Annotated in this window: 10 protein-coding genes; 4 read left to right on the plus strand and 6 right to left on the minus strand. The window is 52.4% G+C overall.

The annotated features are described in order from the left end of the window. Positions 1 to 868 precede the first annotated feature (868 nt). Entirely contained in the window at positions 869 to 3,823 is a 2,955-nt protein-coding gene (locus P6574_RS15985; protein ID WP_310621261.1) for an SNF2-related protein, read from the minus strand. Next, complete coding sequence (locus tag P6574_RS15990) at positions 3,820 to 6,786, minus strand: hypothetical protein (protein ID WP_310621262.1); 2,967 nt, start codon at positions 6,784 to 6,786, stop codon at positions 3,820 to 3,822. Before P6574_RS15990 ends, P6574_RS15985 begins: the two co-directional genes overlap by 4 nt. 135 nt (positions 6,787 to 6,921) lie before the next feature. On the opposite strand from P6574_RS15990, the gene P6574_RS15995 reads away from it, so the two are divergent. The 4 genes from P6574_RS15995 to P6574_RS16010 are packed head-to-tail and all read left to right on the plus strand — an operon-like array spanning position 6,922 to position 16,109. After that, entirely contained in the window at positions 6,922 to 9,384 is a 2,463-nt protein-coding gene (locus P6574_RS15995; RefSeq protein WP_310621263.1) for a UvrD-helicase domain-containing protein, read from the plus strand. Continuing rightward, on the plus strand, positions 9,374 to 12,616 hold the full coding sequence (locus P6574_RS16000) for a helicase-related protein (RefSeq protein WP_310621264.1): 3,243 nt from the start codon (positions 9,374 to 9,376) through the stop codon (positions 12,614 to 12,616). The genes P6574_RS15995 and P6574_RS16000 overlap by 11 nt, the downstream gene beginning before the upstream one ends. Beyond that, the gene (locus tag P6574_RS16005) at positions 12,613 to 14,442 is read left to right on the plus strand and encodes a DUF1998 domain-containing protein (RefSeq protein WP_310621265.1); all 1,830 of its coding nucleotides are present in this window, start codon (positions 12,613 to 12,615) and stop codon (positions 14,440 to 14,442) included. The genes P6574_RS16000 and P6574_RS16005 overlap by 4 nt, the downstream gene beginning before the upstream one ends. Before the next feature lie 8 nt (positions 14,443 to 14,450). Continuing rightward, entirely contained in the window at positions 14,451 to 16,109 is a 1,659-nt protein-coding gene (locus tag P6574_RS16010) for an NERD domain-containing protein (protein WP_310621266.1), read from the plus strand. A 422-nt stretch (positions 16,110 to 16,531) separates the two neighbouring features. On the opposite strand, the gene P6574_RS16015 is transcribed toward P6574_RS16010, so the two are convergent. The 4 genes from P6574_RS16015 to P6574_RS16030 all read right to left on the minus strand — a co-directional run bounded on the left by P6574_RS16015 (position 16,532) and on the right by P6574_RS16030 (position 20,094). Next, on the minus strand, positions 16,532 to 17,038 hold the full coding sequence (locus P6574_RS16015) for an antirestriction protein ArdA (RefSeq protein ID WP_310621267.1): 507 nt from the start codon (positions 17,036 to 17,038) through the stop codon (positions 16,532 to 16,534). Positions 17,039 to 17,469: 431 nt separating this feature from the next. Beyond that, positions 17,470 to 17,907, minus strand: coding sequence for an EcoRII N-terminal effector-binding domain-containing protein (locus tag P6574_RS16020; RefSeq protein WP_310621268.1), 438 nt, complete (start codon positions 17,905 to 17,907; stop codon positions 17,470 to 17,472). Beyond that, on the minus strand, positions 17,904 to 19,724 hold the full coding sequence (locus P6574_RS16025; protein WP_310621269.1) for a DEAD/DEAH box helicase: 1,821 nt from the start codon (positions 19,722 to 19,724) through the stop codon (positions 17,904 to 17,906). The genes P6574_RS16020 and P6574_RS16025 overlap by 4 nt, the downstream gene beginning before the upstream one ends. Next, positions 19,717 to 20,094, minus strand: a complete 378-nt coding sequence (locus tag P6574_RS16030; protein ID WP_310621270.1) for an HNH endonuclease — start codon at positions 20,092 to 20,094, stop codon at positions 19,717 to 19,719. Before P6574_RS16030 ends, P6574_RS16025 begins: the two co-directional genes overlap by 8 nt. Positions 20,095 to 20,189 lie beyond the last annotated feature (95 nt).

Genomic DNA, 20,189 nt, shown 5'->3' on the forward strand with positions numbered 1-20,189 from the left:
TTGAGTTTATTGAGGAAGGGAATAGGCATCAATCCAGTGCGTCCCATTTTCATTTTTCCATCAATGTTTTCAGTGTTATAGTCAAGTTGAAGCGTGAAACCGGCAGCTACTCTTCAAAAAGTAAGGTAATCCGAGCAGGTGTAAACTTGATGGGGTTGTTGAATGGATACGTGTGCAGCTTTTACAAAAGAGCGAGCTTACACTGGCCGAACATAAGATTTCATTGGAGGCAGGTCATGGGTTGAAAATACATCGCTCTTCAGCGGGGCCGTTGTTGCACTGCTTGGAGCTATCGTATGAAAAGACGTTTGTAGCCAGCAAAATGGCGCAATCGAATGTGCAGGAGCTGCGTCATATCTAGATTACTCCGCCAGCCGTTCATACGTAACTATCTGGAACACCTGCACTCTAATAACGAAACCGCCGAAACAAACCAACTGGGACGCTCAACGGAATGGCTCAACGGGTCAGTCCCCTTTGGGCACAGCAACACAAAAACCCTCATCGCAGCTCAGCGCTACACCCATATTTGCGCACCACCGGTGCCCCCCAATAACCCAGACGGCTTTTAGCACATATTCATATCTTGAAACGTAGCTTATCCCATTATGAAGAAAAAGAACTGCACTCGGCTATTCTAAACTTTTGAACGCGGTAAAGGCGTTTTGTTGACGTGGTGTTGACGCACACAAAAAAGACCCTGAGCAGAACGCTCAGGGCCTTTTTGAATAATTTTGGTTGCGCGGGCATGCAACCATCTTAACTTGTTTTCTCGCATAGTCTAGAGAACTAGTAGTGTTGCTGATACGGTGCGGGAATTGTGAGAAGGCTCCGGAAGAGTCCCGTTTTGAACCAGATAATTCATGCTCTAATCTTCTTGAACCATACTCATTACGATGGATATCGTGGGACACGACACACCTTTGCCCCTTCCGAACAAGATCTCATGCATGAAGGTAAGCATCTCATTACGGACAATTTTGGCCATCTCCACCTCGCGCTGAGCGACGGCAACCATACCTGAATGCATAGCCTGGCTCCCCTCGGAGACTTCCTCAGCTCGCTTGTCCTCCAAAATCGCTTGGCGCAACGAAATGATACGATCAAGTTCGAATTGGAATTTCCTCAATTGCTCGTTTGCTCGATCCTCTAGGTTAGCTAGGTGTTCGGAGAGATATTGCTGAGCGCTTTTCTGAATGCTAGAAATTTGGTTTATTCGCTCTCTAGTAATTAATTCAATGGGAAGGCGGAACATTTTTTTCTCTTTCCCGCATGCCCAGATTTTCTTTTTTCCTAACCGAGAAGTTTCTTCACTCACATAAGCAAGCGGTATCAATATGGATTCAAGCTGTTCCTGTTCAAGCGGTTTCCAGCTGCCCTCCTCGAAGCGTTTACCTTGAATAAAAAGACGTGCACGCAAATTAAGACGCATCCATCTCTGAAACGCCAAATAGTTGTCTCGAAGTCTGTCTTGCTCTCTTTCCAAGACGGTTCTCTGAGCATGGGAGGTGGCGCACGCGCGTATTTCCTTGGCAGCCTCAGACCAGATTTCAGGCAAATGTGTGTCAGGAAGCGGATCGATCAGGCCGACAGAAACCAAGACCGTGCCGTCATTTGCAATAGCTGGGTGTCCCTCCGGCGCCCGAACTACCACCTGAGGCACCGAACCTCCTCCGAAGATTTCTCTCCCACGATTCAGATAACCATTGACGAGGGCATCATGTAGACGATTTCCGTGATCCAGAAAGTGCAAGGGACGCTCCGAAGCCTCGCCCTCGTCTGTTGCTACCGTACGTATGGCTGGAGCAGACAAATAGCTACGTTTGTGAAAAAACGGTTTATGATCGTCCCGGAAACGCCCAGTCGCCATGTCAGGCAATGGGAAAAGCGGCTTTGCACGCCTATCGCCACCTTCCGCATACCAGAGAGTGCTAAAATGGGCACCTCTTTCCGTCTTTTCTTGTCTCCTGCCAATCTGAAAATCATGCGACCGCCCCATCAGATCGAGCCAATGTCCCATGGCTTCTTCCGACGCTTCCGTTGGGGTAGTAAAGCTCTTACGGGGCTTTGACATAGTAGGACCGGGTATGGTCCCAGCTACCCAACTATCCCAATACGACTTCGCCAGCTCTGGTGCCCACGGGTCAAGTTCCGTTAGAGAAGAAGGCAGAACAGCGCCTTGATCGAATTTATTTACGCAATACTGATTACCGGGCAGGAAACCACGCGCTGCATCAGCTTGAACGTTATAAAGCTCTTCCATCTCTGCTTCTGATATCGGCGGCAATGGGCACTCGAAAACCCCCGTTCCCGACAACACCTGTACGACAGCTTGCTCCTGCGAACCTTCTATCACAAATCGCCAGATCCTAATGTTCTGTGGCTTGTTCCTATGCCCCTGAATAGTCTCGGGACGCAAGCGATCGACCCGTCCGATGAGCTGATCAATCGCAACAACATTCCAAGGGACAGAATAAAAAACAATATTCCTAGCGAAATGATGGAGGTTGAGACCAGCCTGCACCCATTCGCCCACCAAAAGAACGCGATTTTCACCAGAGAGCAGCGGCGCAAGGTCCTCCCGCGTACGTCGGAATGTTATCTCGCTAGCAGCCTCCGTAGTCGACATTCGGGCAAGATGTGAGATGCGATTCTTCAACTCAGGAAAATACCGTGGAAGCACCACCTCAAGTAAGTTCATTGTCGGAGTATCACCACACACAATCACAAAGGCTTGGGCCTCGTCATTTGCCCATTCCTTCGACAACAGATCTAAAAGCGCCTCCAGACGGCTGTCTCCGGGATCGTCCATAGAATTGGTCAAAGCGTCATTCGCCAGTTCAGCAGCTACTCCTCCTATCTGCGCAAGTTCGCGCAGAAGCTGCCGAGAGGAACGGGCGCTTCTCTGGAGTAGCTTTACCTTAGTCCAAGTCGAACGGTCCGTTCCCTCATTATCGTCCATGACTGGGAAAGTAGATGCAACTTCAAACCGTAGCCGTTCCGTGCGGTTGGCCGGCACTACCATCTCGTGGCATTGTCGCCTAGGAAGGTAGTGTGCCCAGTCCGCTCGCCCGTTGCGGATGATCCGACGGTTAGCGGCCGCGACCTGGAATAAGGGAAACTTCGGACCTTCAATTTGCGCAAGCGCAGCCATCTCGCGCTCTCTCTGTAGCAAAGCTTCGATGATCGGGACTTCATTTCGTACTGCCTCTTTTGCCACTTCCGGTTCTAACATTCGCATAATGAGATCTCGCCATCGCGGCTCACCTAAGCGTGGCGTTGCGGAGAGAATAAGCACCTGCCGAAACATTTCCGATCTACTTGCAATATGTTCCGCGACTTCCATTGACATCGTTTGCGGCTCATCGACAATGAGCATATCGTAGCCATCTGGATCGAGGTTTGCCTTCCTTCCACCATCTTCTCGACGCAGGGTCAGATCTGCAGGACGTAGAAGTGTCACAGGACATCTATCACCCGCTAATGGATCAATTGAGGTCATCACGTGTGCACGTGTCCAGCACTCACCATTCCATTGTTCCAGTAGCCTTTCAGGAGCAATAATAACCGCACGATGTTCAGGCTTCTGCCACCTCAGAGCATTCAGGATCATAAGTGCTTGTACAGTTTTACCTAGCCCCACCTCGTCGGCAATGAGATGGCGTATTTTTGTTTCAGAGAGGATCCTGCGCACACTCGCGAGCTGATGGGGAAGTGGTTCCGCTGCTACTCCTAGTGCTCCGCCCAGCGCATTCGAAAGGGCTTCGGCCCGTCGACGCATAGCCTGAACGGCATTCGCAAAGGCAAAGTACTTGTCCATCATTCTACCCCCACAACATCGGGGAGGTCTTTTCCTGCTACACGTTGTCTCAAGACCACATAGCGGACTGCGCGAGAAGTGAATGCATCAGAAAGGCTGCACATTAGCGGCGTCACCCAGTCTCCCAGTTCGATAAGCTTTGCTGGCGCGAGCCAGAAAAGCAACAGAGCCCTTAATTCTTCTCGACTGATACGTCTGCGACCCGGTTGGCGGCCAACATCAACGTGTACAGAATCCAGCAAGTCGATCATCCCGTCAGGTGTCAGTGGGGAATGGTCTGTCTCTGCGAGCCGCTGCCAGCGTGCCTCGGGTAGGATCAGTCTATGGAACATTGTCAGCTTCGGTGCTGACACAGCGTCACGCAGTGTGTCTCTCCAGCGAGTATGCGGAAATGAAAGATCAACTTCCTCAAAGGAGGGTCGCCCTATCTCCTCTAAACGAGAAAGGAGCTCGTCATAGGCATCTATAACTACCATATCTAAGTCCTCTCCCCGCTCTTTGGACCAGAAGGACAATTCTTGCTCGGGTTCACGTAATTCACTGCTAAACCGTCGTATTAGAATGTCATCAAGAAGTTCCTGATCGCACCTGTCAGGGAAGTTGGGAAAAATCTCGCCCTTCGTCAGGCCACGCCGCCCGGCTAGCCTTAAAAAAGTTTGCAGCGGATCCACTAGTGTAACATCTATTTGCTGCTCAAGCTGAGCCCAAGCCTCACCACAGAGCTGACCCACAGACGTGACTTCCAGACGAGCCAACGCTCTGCGGCGATGCAGTTCGCCGATCACATTGTTCGTCCGAGCTAGCCGCCATCCAATCAACGAACGCGCGACTTCTCTTAATCCGCAACGCCCCTCGTATGCATCGGCCTCACGAACCCATGGAAGGGGTGTCGCCTTACCAAATTCATTTAAGTGAACTGATCCGTTACTGCCAACGATAATTCCTGAAGAAATCGCGCCAGGGCGGTCACAATCCGGCAATAGCAATCGCGCTCCATCTTTACACGTATCCCCCTTCGGATCGACAAGTAGAGGAGCCTCGGAATCAGCCACTATCATCGGATAACTTAATCCAACCTCACTACCCGCTGTTTCTGATGGTCGAAACCGTTGGTCTTCACCCAGCTCAAAACTGATCACCCTTGGACGGAGGTTGGACACCTTTTGCACCAAGTTATGCGCATTCAGGATGAACTCAACCGTTTTTCCTCCGATGTCTGTACCAATCTCGAGAAGTTGCTCTCGCGCATTTCGGAACAACGGTGAGAAACCGGTTAGTCTGGCAGGTAAACGCTCAAGCACCTCGGTCACTATAACCGGCGAATAACTTGAAACCTCAAGTCGAAGTTCCAGTTCAACCTTCTCTAGTGGCAACGGCGCGGAGACCGTCACGGCAATATTCCCGTTCAAAAAATCCTCAAGGCTTGGCCGCACCGGATCCAGATCAATGGATGCTGCAGCATCTTGCGACGTATCCACAACTGTTAAGCTCCGTCCCTTCGGAGTAGCCCACACGCCTTCTGGTAGTTCCACAAAGCCTAGTTTCGCATCTGAATCTGTGATCACATGAGAGAAGATTACACCTTCGTGTCCTTCCTCTGCCGTGAATGATTCTGGAAAGTCCTCTATAGCTCCGAATAGCGGAAACCCAGACATGAAGGTCATTGAACCCTCTTTAGCCGGGAGGCCGAATAGAACAGTTTCTTCTTCGATGTGGCCCTCGTCCCCAAGGAATTGACGTAGAACCTTAAGGTGTTCGGCCACATCAGGACGAAGCAAGGCCCACGACTCTGAATCGCCAAATGCCATGGTGTCAGGCGCAAGCAAATAGGTCGAGCAATGATCCACCTTGGAATGTTTAGGTATAGAGTAGAATTTCTCCTCATTTTTTCGTTTTTTGAAAACACGGAAGCGCGATGGTTCGAGACAGGCGAGTATTCCAACAGTCGCCTGAGATGCGACTTCGATCACTTTTTCACTACCGATAATCGGCGGTTCAAGCTCAGTGAGATAGGGTAGCGGCACTAGACCGCCTGACAACAGGTCCGAGATGGAAACCACTGTTTCCGCACCTCGTATATGAATCGAGTCCCCCGGAACATCTAGAGTTAAAAGAATCTCCTGACGTGTCGATATTGGTAGGACCGGCCCTTGGAGGAAGAGCCGCTCACCGTTTCGTCCATTCGGATCAAAAACAAGCTTACAAGGATCGACCTCAATCTTGCGTCGTCCGCCTTTCTTACGAGAAAGTATGGCCCTTGCTTCCGAAATCGATCTGTTAGCCCTCCTATCTAGCGCCAAGTCGGTAGCAATTCGGTCAATCACGTGATCGGAAAGCCAAGGCTCTTCGACGGGTTGCCCAAGCAGACGCGAAAACACCTCGACTGCCAAAACGCTGTCCTGCAACCAACTGGAAAACCTTATGGAAGACGATCCTTCGGCAATCTGTATTAGTCTGGCAAGGAATTCGCTGTCAGATGTAGGACGCAATCCTTCTCGGACAGTTCGCCGTAGCCCTTCCGCAATGGGCCTATGAATTTCCACAGGCGCGACAGCATTTCCGATCGGCCAAGCGATTAGAGGGAAATGCTCCTCCCAAGGCGTCGGTCCGGGTATTCTGATACGGTAGCGAAGAGCGATTTTGCGAAAAAGCTCGACTAAGCGCGCGCGCTCCGCAATGGTTGTCGTGATATCCAACTCGCGGGAGAGCACTGGCCAAAAATCGGTCCCTGTACCCCGATAGCGATAACCGACTTCGGTGGCGAGAATGCAAAGTGCCAGCGCGTGATCATCCCAGTAGCTTTCCGTAAGCGGATGGAAACGGAGCTGTTGAAAAATTGTCTGCCACAGCGCCTCTAGATCATTATCTCTCAGCGGATGCTCGATCAGGTAGACGTTCCTCAAACCGCGGCTTTTGGAAAGAGGTCCAAAATACTCGGCCAACTGTCTTCCTATTTCAACAAGCATCGCGATAAATCCATCTACTACTTGAATATTTTTGCCGTTATCGGCACAATTAAGACACGACTACATTTCAACTTTCAACGATCCTAATTTCAATGCACAAAAGCTTTTACCCCCCAAAAACTGCAAAGAATTTCAATGGACAATCTAGTAGGAGATATGGGCTCAACTCCTGAAAAAGGTTACACTTCTCCTCGCACCCCGGCAATTTTTGCAGGTCTGAGGAACCAGCAGCAGTGGCGACCTCGCGGAATCGCTGATCTAGTGCGGCTCGTTGTGGAGCAACGGCGAGCTATTTCTGAGCCGGCGTTGATCAGCTGGTGCGATGACACCCTATCTACAATTCATACCTCTGCCGGTAATGTGCAACCACTAATTCGGGCGATTATCGATGCCCTAGTAGCCGTGGGTGACATTGGGCGCAGCCGATGTTTCGGCGAGACCGTCCTCGTCGCGGTCGCCTGGTTTTCCGTGGAACTTCCCAAGTTCGGATACGCACTTCTCGGGGACTGGGCAACGGAGGCCGAGCCAGAAGCAGGACACACGAGACTGGTACGGATAACTGACCGCACCAGTCCGGAAATTAGATCAAACGCAGTTACCCTGACGCAGTATCTCGGGTCTCCAACCCCAGAAGCTGTTAATCACATCAAACACAACTTCTACGCACCTATTCAGGGTGTTGGCCCTTCGCTCGAACGCATTGCCGGTATCTTTGGGAATCTTGACGCTTTGGAGAACAAGATTTTACTGGACGAAGCTAACCGTGGGCTAATCCACGCTTGGGCCGATTTGCCGGAAGTACAAACACCCAGTTCGAGTGCGAGAATCCTCACACCAGCACAGTTAGAGATCTCTTCAGCTCCAATGGATGCGCGCCAGCTCATTGAAGCAGGGCCCGGCTCAGGTAAAACCTTCACGGCTTGCCGCCGCGTCGCTCACCTCTTGGAACAGGAGAGTACCCAACCGGAACGCATACTCATTCTAAGTTTCACTCGCGTGGCTGTAGCGGAGTTGCGAGACCGCATTGCGAACGCTCTACCAGATCCCAGCAATGCTATGCGCATCCGAATTGCTACCTTTGACAGTTTCGCCGCCCGCCTTATCAAAAAGGCTTCTGATGAGGCGACCAACTTCGGTCACGAGGCTAGCATACGCCGCGCGATAAAACTTCTTCGCAAAAATCCGATCATCCGCGATTTTGTGTACGATCTTGACCATATCATCATTGACGAGGCCCAAGACCTCGTAGGCGATCGGTGCGACTTCTGCAACGAGCTGATCTCTCAAATCCACGACGACTGCGGTGCGACCGTTTTTGGCGACAGCGCCCAAGCGATTTACAATCACGGAATTAGTGAGGCGCCCACAGAGACGCTAATGGAGCTCCTCTCTCATGATAACGACTTTATTCCGGTCAACCTCCTCGAAAACCATCGCACTCAATCACGTCATCTCCGCAATCTTTTCCAAGATGCACGCCGTGAACTGATAGAGCAGGCAAACACGGAGGCTGGGAATCAGCTCTGGGCTTCAACAAAACAGCGAATCGAGAAAGCTGCCGTCGAAACCGGCATCGCTGATGTCGTGGCCCGTCCTGATCTTACAGATCATGTGATGCTGATGCGAACCAGAGCAGAGGTGCATACTTTGGCTGCGCGTTTTCGTGAAGAAGGCAAGCCTTGTCGTATACGTTTGTCCGGTAGACCTAAACGCATTGACCCATGGATAGCGGCTGCGATCGGTGATTTGCCCACAATGGAGCGGGTCAATCGAGAGGACATTGCACTCAACATAGCCCGCATCGTTGAGAATGTCCCAGAAGACATCGTTGAGCAAACCTGGAAACGGCTCCTGCAACTTTCTCCCGAGAAAAGTGACCAAATTCATGTTGGCGAAGTAGCCGCGGAACTGCATGCAGGTGCCCCTTTGGAGCTTCTGTTGGATCACGAAGGTGCTTCCGGTCCTTTGTTATCCACGATCCACGCTTGGAAAGGACGGGAAGCAGCGAAAGTCATTATACTCCAACGACCCAGTCTGCGGGAAAATTCTGATCCTCTGGAGGAAGCACGTATACTTTTCGTCGGAGCTACACGTGCTACAAATGAACTCAGGACTGCCCGCGCCATTTTCCCGAACTATCTCCGCCCTTTACAAGGTGAACGGCGCTGGCGAGCGACGCAAACGTTCCAAGAAGTTGAGATAGGCCTTGATGGCGATGTTCCAACACCCGATGCAGTACTGCAACGTCCCTTGGAGCGAGGCCGCTCACAAGAACTCTGGCAAGCTGCAACCCGAAATGCCGCAGCCATTGCAGTCCGTAGTGGCCGGACTTGGAACATTTACACAGACCGAGGCGACAACACTCCTGAGGGCCAGCCTCTCGGTGAAATTTCCGCTACCTTCACTGAAGCATTAACACTCCTGCCTGGCATCTCTTCAATCGATGAGCTGCCTAGCGTTTTGACAAACTTCCGTATTGTTGGAGCCACGACCTCGGTGACGCGCAAGTCGGAAGGTGGAAAACGTCAGATCTCCTTACAGCCCATGCTTGGCGGACTTGCAAGACTTTACAGGAGCGCGAAACAGGATGGCTGCTAACACTACGCAAGATGCAAGAGACAGCATCATAGAACGACTTACCGAAGATATCATCGGCCCAAGCGACCCCAATGAAATTATCGATGATCGTCCATCTGACCGCTACTTGACGGGGATCCTTTTCCCAATCAGGACTGCCCGCGATGCGGCTGAGGATGACGAATCTGGAGAGCCAAGTGACACTCAAGAATCAGATACTGGCATGGATAGTATCCGCGCTGATTCTACCTTCCGCCCTTCTTCTGCCGGCCTGTCATTTGCCGTACGCCCTCGATCAAAAGCGCAGGAAAGTACCCTAATTATTCGGATTAGAGCTGGTCGGTATGTAGCTGCCCAGCCGGAAGATGGCAAAGACACCACCTTAGAATCCGCACTGGCCCCGCTTTGGCAGCGCATCCCTCGAATAGCTGAAATCAGTCTACCCGTGAAGGAGACAAGGGGCACCACACTCGACCTAGCGACCAACGGGCTCTCCAACGCCACCCTGCACATGCGAGCGACATGGTGGGACGAAGTGCTACTCATAACTCTCGCAGTGAGCAACAGTACAGTGCTTAATCGGGGCGCATCCCGTGAAGAGAGCGAAGAGGCTGGCCTGTTTCAAACATCCATCCTTGTGGAGTGCTTGGACGGTGACTTTGTTCCGAAGCCCGAACACTTGATTACTGGTCAAAGTAATGATGACGAAGACGATAAGGCCTTAGCGCTGCTATATAGGGATGTAGATAGCTATGCTGTCGGTCACAACTGTTCAGCCGACTGGCAAATGGGAGAAGACGGAAAGGTCGAAAGCGTCCATACGACTTGGCTACCAGAAACACTCATTCATCCTATCAGCGCGGAAGGCGATAATGTGTTCCGCCGTTTCGCCGCGGGTGGAGCCGCCGGGCCACTGGGGGCCTCTTGGCTCGCAAGTGCCAATCGCGTGGAAATCGTTCCGGCATTGACAAGTTTCGTCGATGCCTACGAAACTTGGATCGACGCGCGGCAGGTAGAATGCGCTGCACTACACGACTTCCTGCGGGTGCAGGGAGAAAAACATTTAGATCAGTGCAGACAGGCCGCGGCTCGAATGCGACGTGGTATAGATCTTTTAGATACTTCAAATGTAGCCCTCGACGCCTTCAGTTTGGCCAACCATGCCATCGCTCTTCAACAAAGTTGGAAGGCCCCGAATCGTCCATTAGTCTGGCGTCCGTTCCAAATCGGTTTTGCGTTACTTTGCTTGCGATCTCTGGCTGATTCTGAAGACGAAGACCGGGATCTGATGGATCTGCTCTGGTTTCCAACAGGTGGCGGCAAAACGGAAGCTTACCTTCTCCTCACTGCTTTCAAGATTTTCTTGCGCCGTCTGGAAGCAAACGGCGGACCAGACGGTGCCGGTGTCTCAGCTTTCATGCGATATACGCTCCGGCTACTGACCATTCAGCAATTTGAACGCGCATCGGCTCTGATCTGTGCCTGCGAGCTCATCCGGCGAGGTCTCATTGATACTGGACCAGTAGCGTTACCTCCACATTTTGCCAATGACGCTGAGATCTCCATCGGATTATGGGTCGGCTCTGGAGCTACTCCAAATACTATAACAGAGGCAATAGAGGCCCTTGACAAGGAAACAGAGGCATCCCCAAAACAACTGCAAAAATGCCCTTGTTGTCACTCGTTGCTCAGGTGCGCACCTAACGAAACGCAAAGTCGCATTGAGTTTCACTGCATCAACACCAACTGCAAACTCAGTGGAACGCACCTGCCCATCTGGACAGTAGATGTCGATATCTATCGCCAGCTCCCAACCCTGATCATTGGCACCGTTGACAAGTATGCCCAGATCGTACGCTCCGAAGATGCCGGCAAACTTTTCGGCGCGGGGACAGACCATCTTCCGCCTGAACTTATTATTCAAGACGAACTTCACCTGATCTCGGGCCCTCTGGGAAGTCTCGCTGGCCTTTATGAAGTTGCCATCGACGAACTGTGCCAATCAGAAGGTGCACCTGCCAAGGTGATTGGCTCCACCGCCACCATCCGACGCGCAAGAAATCAAGTCTCAGGACTCTTTGACAGAAACAGCTTTCAATTCCCCCCACCCGGTCTCGTTTCAACAAACTCGGGCTTTTCAGTAGAGGACCGCACGCAGCCTGGGCGGCGCTTTCTGGGGGTGAGCACAGTTGGCCGTTCCGCCAAGTTCGCACTTCAGGCGGTCGAAGCAAGCCTGCTGCAGAGCGGAGCGAACCTCCCGGACGATTGTCGTGACGGATACTGGACAGTTGTTAACTACTTCAATTCGCTTCGCGAACTCGGTGGTTCACTAGTGCTCATGCGGGATGACGTGGCTCGCACGCTGACCGTCCTGAAAGGCCGTCGGAAAACCGACATCGAGCGACGTGCCGACACGCAAATTGAACTCACCAGCCGTATTCCCTCCAGCGAGATCCCCGCGCACCTCAAGCAACTCGAAGCAATTTACGGAGAGGAAGGCGTAGTAGATATTGTTCTTGCGTCAAACATGATCTCGGTCGGTATGGATGTCTCGCGTCTCGGTTTAATGGTTGTCAATGGTCAACCAAAGACCATCGCTGAATACATACAGGCAACCAGCCGTGTTGGCCGTAACTCAAGCGCGCCAGGCCTCGTACTATCCGTTTACAACGCCAATAAGGCTCGAGACCGAAGCAGATATGAGTCTTTCACAAGCTGGCACCAGGCTCTCTATCGAGAGGTTGAAGCGACCAGCGTAACACCATTCGCAAAGCGGGCCCGCGACCGTGCCCTTCATGCGCCTCTCGTAGCCATGGCACGACATTTGCTACCTGGGTTCAATCGCCCCGACGCGGTCCATGGCGGCAAGGATGGCCTGCTTGATCTCGTAGATGACATCGTTGACAGGATCAGACGAATCGACCCAGACGAAGCAGAAGGAGCTTTCAGGGAATTGCGTCATTTCGTCGACAATTGGGCAGACAATACGCCGGAAAAGTATTGGGACGACTACCGAGAAGCCCTTTTGATCAGTGCAGAGACCTATACCGAGCGGAATGAGCGTGCTTTCGCGCCCGGCCAACGTCCCACACCAAACAGCCTGCGCAGCGTCGAGGCTGCCACCACTTTCTTTTTAGAAAGGACCTTTGCTCCGCGCCGGGACCGAGATCGCGAAAGGGAGCCTAGAAGAGAGAGAACCCGCAGCCGCATACGTAGACAAGATCGCGCTACGCAAGGGGAAAAATCGAAATGACCGAAATCGGGAAAATAAGGAAGAGCCAGGTCCTCTCCACCAATGGCCCAGGCGCAATCATCGACTTCCGCGGAAATTATGGCGAACCCATCTCCGTCGTAGCGAAAGGATTGGAGGGCTGGGAGAAACTTGGTCCCAGCAGCACTGCAAAACGAGAGAAACCAACGATTCACCACGCCCGCCTTGAGGAACAGCTAAAGGTGCGCAGCTTCCGTGAACCGCCAGTCGGAGAAGAACAGACATGGGAGGGAAAACGTATATTGGGTGTCCCTGCTGTACGTTTCCCGAACTGGCACGTCTGCCCGAAGTGCAATCTACTGCGAAAGTCGCATGAATGGGGAGAAGAGGACGGGCAACCCGGACTATATTGTCGTGACTGTTCTGGTCAGACGAAGCGGCACGGCACCCGAATGTTTGTTGTGCCTGTCCGTTTTGTTGTAACTTGTCCGAGCGGCCACCTTAGCGACTTTCCATGGCAATCATGGGCTACACACAGCCCATCCTGCGAACGCAAACATCCATTGAAACTTGTCGGCGAAGGCGCTGGTCTCCGTGGCCTGAAAATTCAATGCACACACTGCCGACATGAAAAGAGCCTCGACCGAGCTTTCGACGCTACCGCTCTTCGAAAAATTATGCCGAGCTGCTACGGTGATAGACCTTGGCTTGACGTGGCTCCAGAGCCCTGTAATCACGCTCCAGTGGTGTTGCAGCGGGGTGCTTCAAACGTTTATTTTCCTGAAATTGCCTCCGCACTCGATGTCCCTCCTTGGGGCGATAGCTTTGAAGAATCACTAGGCGACGCTTGGGACTGGGCACGAAATATTAAGGACCTTGATAAGGTAGATGTATTCGTTCGTGAGTACGTGGTGCCTGGCACAGGGACTGACCCAGCGACGGCGGCGGAAATCAGCCGCAAGTTACGAGCTCGTCTCACAATGTTATGTGATAACACAATAGATATCAGAACCGAAGAATTCCTCCGTTTCACCGAAAGGAGCGATGTAGCTGACAGTCGAGACGAGCACCGCCATTTTGCAATCCGCCCGCAAGAGATTCCATCGGGCTTTCGTAACCTCATATCGCACCTTGTCTCCGTCGAGCGACTACGGGAAGTACGCGTCCTGACCGGCTTCTCACGGCTAGAGCCACTAGAGAGCCCGGAAGCCGAAGAGCGGAAGGCGAAGCTCTCAGCGGAAACAAAGACTTGGCTTCCAGGAATCCGTGTCCATGGCGAGGGAATCTTCCTCTCGCTCGAGGAGACAGCGCTAAAAGAGTGGGAGACAAAAGAGGTCGTCGTAGAGCGTATCGCTCGAGCGAGCGAAGTAATGCAGAAAAAACGGGAGGCAGATGGCCTCGGGGATCGTCCCAAATCTTCAGAGGTCACACCGCGATTCCTCTTAATACACACGCTTGCACATGCACTCGCCATGCGCCTTTCGCTGGACTGCGGATACTCCACCGCTTCCATTCGCGAGCGTCTCTATATCTCGACGGAGACGCAGGACATGTGCGGGCTACTCCTTTACACGGCAGCTCCCGACGCGGACGGTACGTTGGGCGGATTGTCACGCGAAGGCAGAACAGAGCGCTTCGCGCACACTCTGATGAACTCCATTGCCGAAATGGAATGGTGCTCGTCCGACCCACTTTGCGGTCAGGGCATGCTATCCCTGTCCGAAGGGTCGGGTCTTGCCGCCTGCCATTCGTGCACCTTTACGCCCGAAACGACCTGCGAACATTTTAATCGACACCTTGATCGCGCCTTGCTCGTCGGCAGCCCCGAAGTTCCGGAAATCGGTTTCTTCCGCTCTGTATTGACCTAGGACAGATTATGGCACGCATATATCCTCGAAAACTATCCGTCGACGTTCTGAAGGATCCTAAACGTTCTGCTGAGGTCGACGTCTACGAACGCCTCCGAGATCAGCTTCCAGACAGTTTCTACTGCTACTATTCTAGGTCTTGGCACGAAGCAGATCGGAACAGCACACAGGAGTTTGATGGAGAGGCAGATTTTATTGTCGCTCACGTAGAGCTCGGCCTCTTATTCTTGGAAGTCAAGGGCGGCCGTGTCTCCTGCCGAGAAAGCGACGGTACTTGGATCTCCCGAGACCGCTACGACATTCCTTTCAAAATCAAGAACCCGATTGAGCAGGCAAAGCGCAGCAAACACCATTTCTTGCGCCGCCTGAGGCAGACACGTCAATTGCGATACCGCCGCATTACCGCGCGCCACGCAGCAGTCCTTCCTAACAGCGCAAGACCAAACCGGGCTTTGGGCCCGGACGCGCCTCTAGAGCTATTTGCTTTCGGTGACGACATTGAACGGCTCGGCGACTGGGTCCGAAGCCGAATGAACGAAAATGGCGCTACGGATGATGCCCTAGGTCTTGACGGAATCCAAGTGCTTGAGGATATGCTCTCTAGTCACTTCGAACTCCGGTCTCACATTGGCGTGAGCCTCGCCGATGACAATCGTAAGATCGAAGCACTCACTGCCGAGCAGGCTTGGATTCTGGATTCACTTGAGGATAATTCGCAGCAGGCGATCTCCGGTGGGGCGGGTACTGGAAAGACGGTCCTCGCGGTAGAGAAATCGATACGCTCCGCATTGTCCGGTCACCGCACCTTGCTGGTATGTTACAACACCCCTCTTGCAGCTCACCTGAATGCGCTAACCAAGAGGCAGGAGAACCTAACAGCCTGCGGCTTTCATGCATTATGTATTAACCTCGCGCGACAGGCCGGACTATCCGTGCCTTCAACTCTGGAAGTAGCAGATTACGAAACTACATTGCCCGAACTGCTGCTTGAAGCGATGGAGACTCAACCAAGTTTCCGCTTCGATACCATAGTAATTGACGAAGGACAGGACTTCTATGACACTTGGCTGGACACCCTAAAACTATGTCTTAAGGATGTAGACCAGAACGAGTTCTACGTCTTTCATGACGACAACCAAACCCTCTACGAGGCAAACGGTTCATTCATTGCCGCCCTACCAACTGCGCGCTACCGGCTCACGCGCAATCTGCGCAACACTAAGTCGATTCATTCCGTCATGCGCAAGTGGTACAACGGTCGCGCTACGCACGCGGCGGGACCTGAAGGACAACCCGTTCAGTGGCTGGAGATCCGCCACCGTGACCTCGCTATTCCTACGACGAACGAGCGTATTGCGTTTTTAATAAAATCCGGCCAGCTCGATCCTAGCCAAATAGCAGTTCTTACCGGTAGTTCGATAGACCCGAGCGCGATACCAAGGCGGATAGGCGGAGCACCTGTTTGCAACGCTACCGACGTAAGGCCTGGCTGCGTAATCTTTGACACTGTGCGACGTTTCAAAGGCCTATCCCGTCCTTGCGTGTTCGTGATCCAGCCTGAACTTTTGAATACTGCAGAGCTTCGCTACGTAGCGCTCAGTCGAGCGAATTTGCTGCTAAACATCGTCGGCACGTCAACCGATCTGCAGGATCTCGCCTCAGGTTAAACCTAGCCGCAACGATCACCTTTACCGATTGTCCCGCGTTATTACCAACAGCTCAATAGCTGCACAAAGATGGGAGTAGATTCATCGCACGATTAATAGGTAATAAAAGTTAAGCGAGCATACCGCTGATGAACTGCCGGAGCACTCACTTCAAAGACAATCAGACAGAGGTGATCCTGTTTGATTGGACAGTTAGAGCTCGTTTGTTAAGTGGAACTGCTCCGATTACGCAGCCCACTGAATGGGCATTTTTCTGGACAGATACATCATTCTGGAACGACTTGCCAAAGTTAGTAATTACCCATAAATGCAATCAAGCAAACATTAGGCAGATTATATGCTGCGAACTTTTCATACCGGCCTGATATCCTTATCCCGTTTTAAATTCTGAGAGGATAGCGCGTATTGACGTGAAGCTCAGCCTACCCGCAACGGTAGGCTAAGCGTTCTCCGGCAATGATGGTAGCGGTGTAGTCCGCTTCTAGGTCGCGGGCGATTAGGTCAAAATCTAGGTAGTATTGGATGCGCTCTGGAATTTCGCTGAACAGACCTTCGTCAACGAATTGTTCGGCTAGCTCTTTGAGGTTATCGACGTGGTAGATGTCTACGTCGTAATCGTCGGCATCGGCGGTGTTGGGGTCGAAGGTACAGCCGCACTCGCCTACTGCGATGATGAATTTGATTTTGTCAAAGTCATCCCATGTTTCCTCGGCTTCGATGAATTGGGCGATGTTGGCTTGGTTGATGCCCCAAGCTTGGGAGAGTTCGTAGTCGATGTCTTCGCCAGTGATGAACTGGATCTCGTATTCTTCGACTGGATCGCCGTAATCGTTGCGGTTGGCGCTGGAGCGTTCTTGGAACTGCTCGGATGTTTCGAAAAAGAAGCCTGTGGCTGAGATGTCGTAGGGTTGAGCGTAAAAGATAGTCATTTTGTTTCTCCTCGTCTGTTTGTTGATGCCACGTAGCTCGTGGCCTTGACGGGGACGGGAATGACGACAGGGACGGAATGCGCACCCCAAGCTTTAGCGCGGGGCGTTCCGAAGGATTAGACGGGCGGAGAGCGGCATTTTTTGTTTAGCGGGGAATGGTGCGCAGCATCAGGAGAAAAAAGCGGATCGCAGCCGTTGCGCCAAGTTCCGGCACACGGCGTCATAGTCACCCGCTTTCAAGGCACTGCTATGTAGTTAATTGCAAGAGAGGAGAAACAAGACGCATCAGTCATTGAAGGCCGTTTATCCAAACCGATTTCCGTCTGTATCGTTAATCAAATATAATTATCACATGCGCGAAATCTAGAAAATACAAGCTAAAAACAAGTAACCGTCTACATAAGAAGCGTCTTTTGGCCCAGCAGGTAACTTCAATGAACCCGCTGCCACCCTTTCAGTCGGAGCCTAATCGCACCACCTTCCGGACACGGGGTAGCTTCTGTCTCGGCACGAATGATCCGAATGTGGTAATCTGAGTTTCCCCTATTGCGGCTGATCTCGAATGCGTCACCAGGTTTGGCATTTTGGTTCCGAAACCAAGCCGTCATATAAGTAACGCGATACTCGTTGCGCGTTCCCCTTTCGTCATGAAGCTTATTGTTGTAATAGACGAAACGAAAGCGGTGCATAACCCCATCGTCATCAACGCAATTAATCCAAGCGTCGGGGTTCTTGATACCCCCATCCAAGGGTGGCAGAAAGCCAAGAAGGTCAGTGTTTCCCTTCGGAATAAGGACACCGGCTTGGTGTCCACCGGTCAACCCAACATCGTTGGCGCTAAGTATTTTTCTGAAGGCCGTCCGCGTCATGAATTCCTCGGTTCGATTGCGAGCGCCCGGTCAAAATCTTCCCGGTCCCTTGTCGCCATTGGCATAATTTCATTGCCTAGTTCATGCTTCCACCCTGACCGGTCTAGCATTACGCGTTCTACGGTGTCCTCATAGAAAAGGCGATAAATGGTGACTGGCAGTGTCTGGCCCCTGCGATGCGCTCTTGCGCTGGCTTGCGCCTCGAGAGCCGGATTCCAGACTGGCGTGTAGTGAATGACGATGGTTGCAGCGGTGATATTGAGACCGGCCCCGGCAGCCTTTGGGTTGAGGACCAAACATGCTGGACCGCCATACGCGCTAAATTCGTCGATAATAATTTGCCGATCGGACTGATCAGTGGATCCGTTGATGGCACCCCAATAAGCTTCAGGCAGGTCCTTGCCTGCTTCGCGGATAAGATCCCCAAGCCGGTTGAACAAGGCGAAAATGATGACCTTTCTACCGTTTGCGAACGCTTCATAAAGAAGCTCCACGGTGCGTTCCATCTTAGGGGTCAAAAGAGGTTGCTCCGCCGAGCGCTCGATCTCCGCAAATTCACCATCCTCGTCATCGGTGCGCCCTTGGCGAAGCCAAGGATGCGCGCAAACAAGTTGCAGCTGCAAGGTCGCGACGAGCGCTCCAGCTACAGGGTATCGAGCCAGTGTTTCTTCCCGCACGTCGCGGTAATAGTCTGCAAGCGCTTCGCCCAGTTCCAGAGGCAAGTCGATGTCAATCCGCTCAGGCAGGTCATCCGCCACATCTGCAACCCTACGCTTCAAGGTTACGGGGTCAGAAATCTTGCCAATTTCTCGGGCGGACTCGAGCGAGTCCGGATATTTCGCTTGGAATTCCTTGCGGCTTTTTAACAGCCCGGGAATCGCGAAATCCATGAGTGACCAGAGATCCATCAGCGTATTCTCGACCGGTGTGCCAGTCATGGGGATCGTTCGTTGCCGTGGAATAGACACGATCGCTTGGCGCCGATTAGAATCCGGGTTCTTGATAGCCTGCGCTTCGTCGCAAATGACCCACGACCATTCGAAAGCTGAGAAGATTGCAATGTCGTTAACCATGGTATCATACGTCGTGATCACCAAGTTGCTTCGCTGAAGCCCACGGAACACACCTGTACGGTTTGGACCGCGATGCACGAGCACAGATAGAGAAGGACCGAATTTCTTAATTTCACGAACCCAGTTTGCAATAAGGCTGGTCGGGCACACAATTAGTGCGGGGGCTAACTCTGAAGGAGGATCAAGCAACAGCAGGGCGATTATTTGCAACGTCTTGCCTAAGCCCATCTCGTCAGCGAGTATCAAACCTCCCGTGGATGCGATGGTCTGGTTCATCCACTGCACACCTCTGGCCTGATACGGGAACAGATTCGCGTTGAGCCCAAGTATATCCGTTTTTTCCGGCAAATTACTGGCGACCACGCCTCCGGACAATTGAAAACGCGCTGTTGCCGTGACCGGCAAGATCCCTGTTTCATCCTCTAGAAGATGAACGGCAGTCTTGAAGTCCAAACGTTCCGGATCCGCATTATTCAAAGCCGCATTAAAAACCTTCACGGCATCACTGGGGAGAGGGCGTAGGACACTTCCATCGACGACCCATGGGTGGTCATGGGAAGGGGTAGAGAGTTCTTGGCGACGTCCTTTGAGATTTCTTATGCCGACAAGTTGCGCCGTGATCTTGCCACCAACACGATCAAGCAGTATTTCCGCGTCAAGTATTCGCTCGGAAATCGTGTATCCTTCTGGCGGAGAACGCATAATTTCTAGGAATGAACATGGAAATCGGCTGAGATCAACCATGAACCTCCCCCATCTTTACAGCTAGTTCGTCGAGGCTGAGTGGCCAAGGACGACGTGTATGGACCGCCCGGTGACAGTTGGGGCACAGTGGTACTAGATCCTTCTCCGGATCATAGGGGCGAGGCCTGTCTAACATCGAAATCGGTTCAAGGTGATGCACCTCGATAATGCTACCGGCATCACGATAGGAATCTTCGGGATTAAGCCCGCATGCACGGCATTCCGAGCCATGAATGCGCAAGCACAGCAGTCTGTTACGCGGGTTCCGTTCCCTTCGCGACACTATCGCCCGGCTCAAGGCTCCTTCCACATCCGGAACTTCTGACGCGGTCGAATCTTCCACGGCATCATACCCAATAAGTTCCGCCATGGCTGCCATGAGCGGCACAATCACTTCGCGGCAGGTTTCGATTATGGCTTCATCGCTGTCGGGCGAAATCTCTTTGTGTCGATACAGCGCCACTG

It is taken from the genome of Pseudovibrio sp. M1P-2-3 (assembly GCF_031501865.1).
Lineage (GTDB): Bacteria > Pseudomonadota > Alphaproteobacteria > Rhizobiales > Stappiaceae > Pseudovibrio > Pseudovibrio corallicola.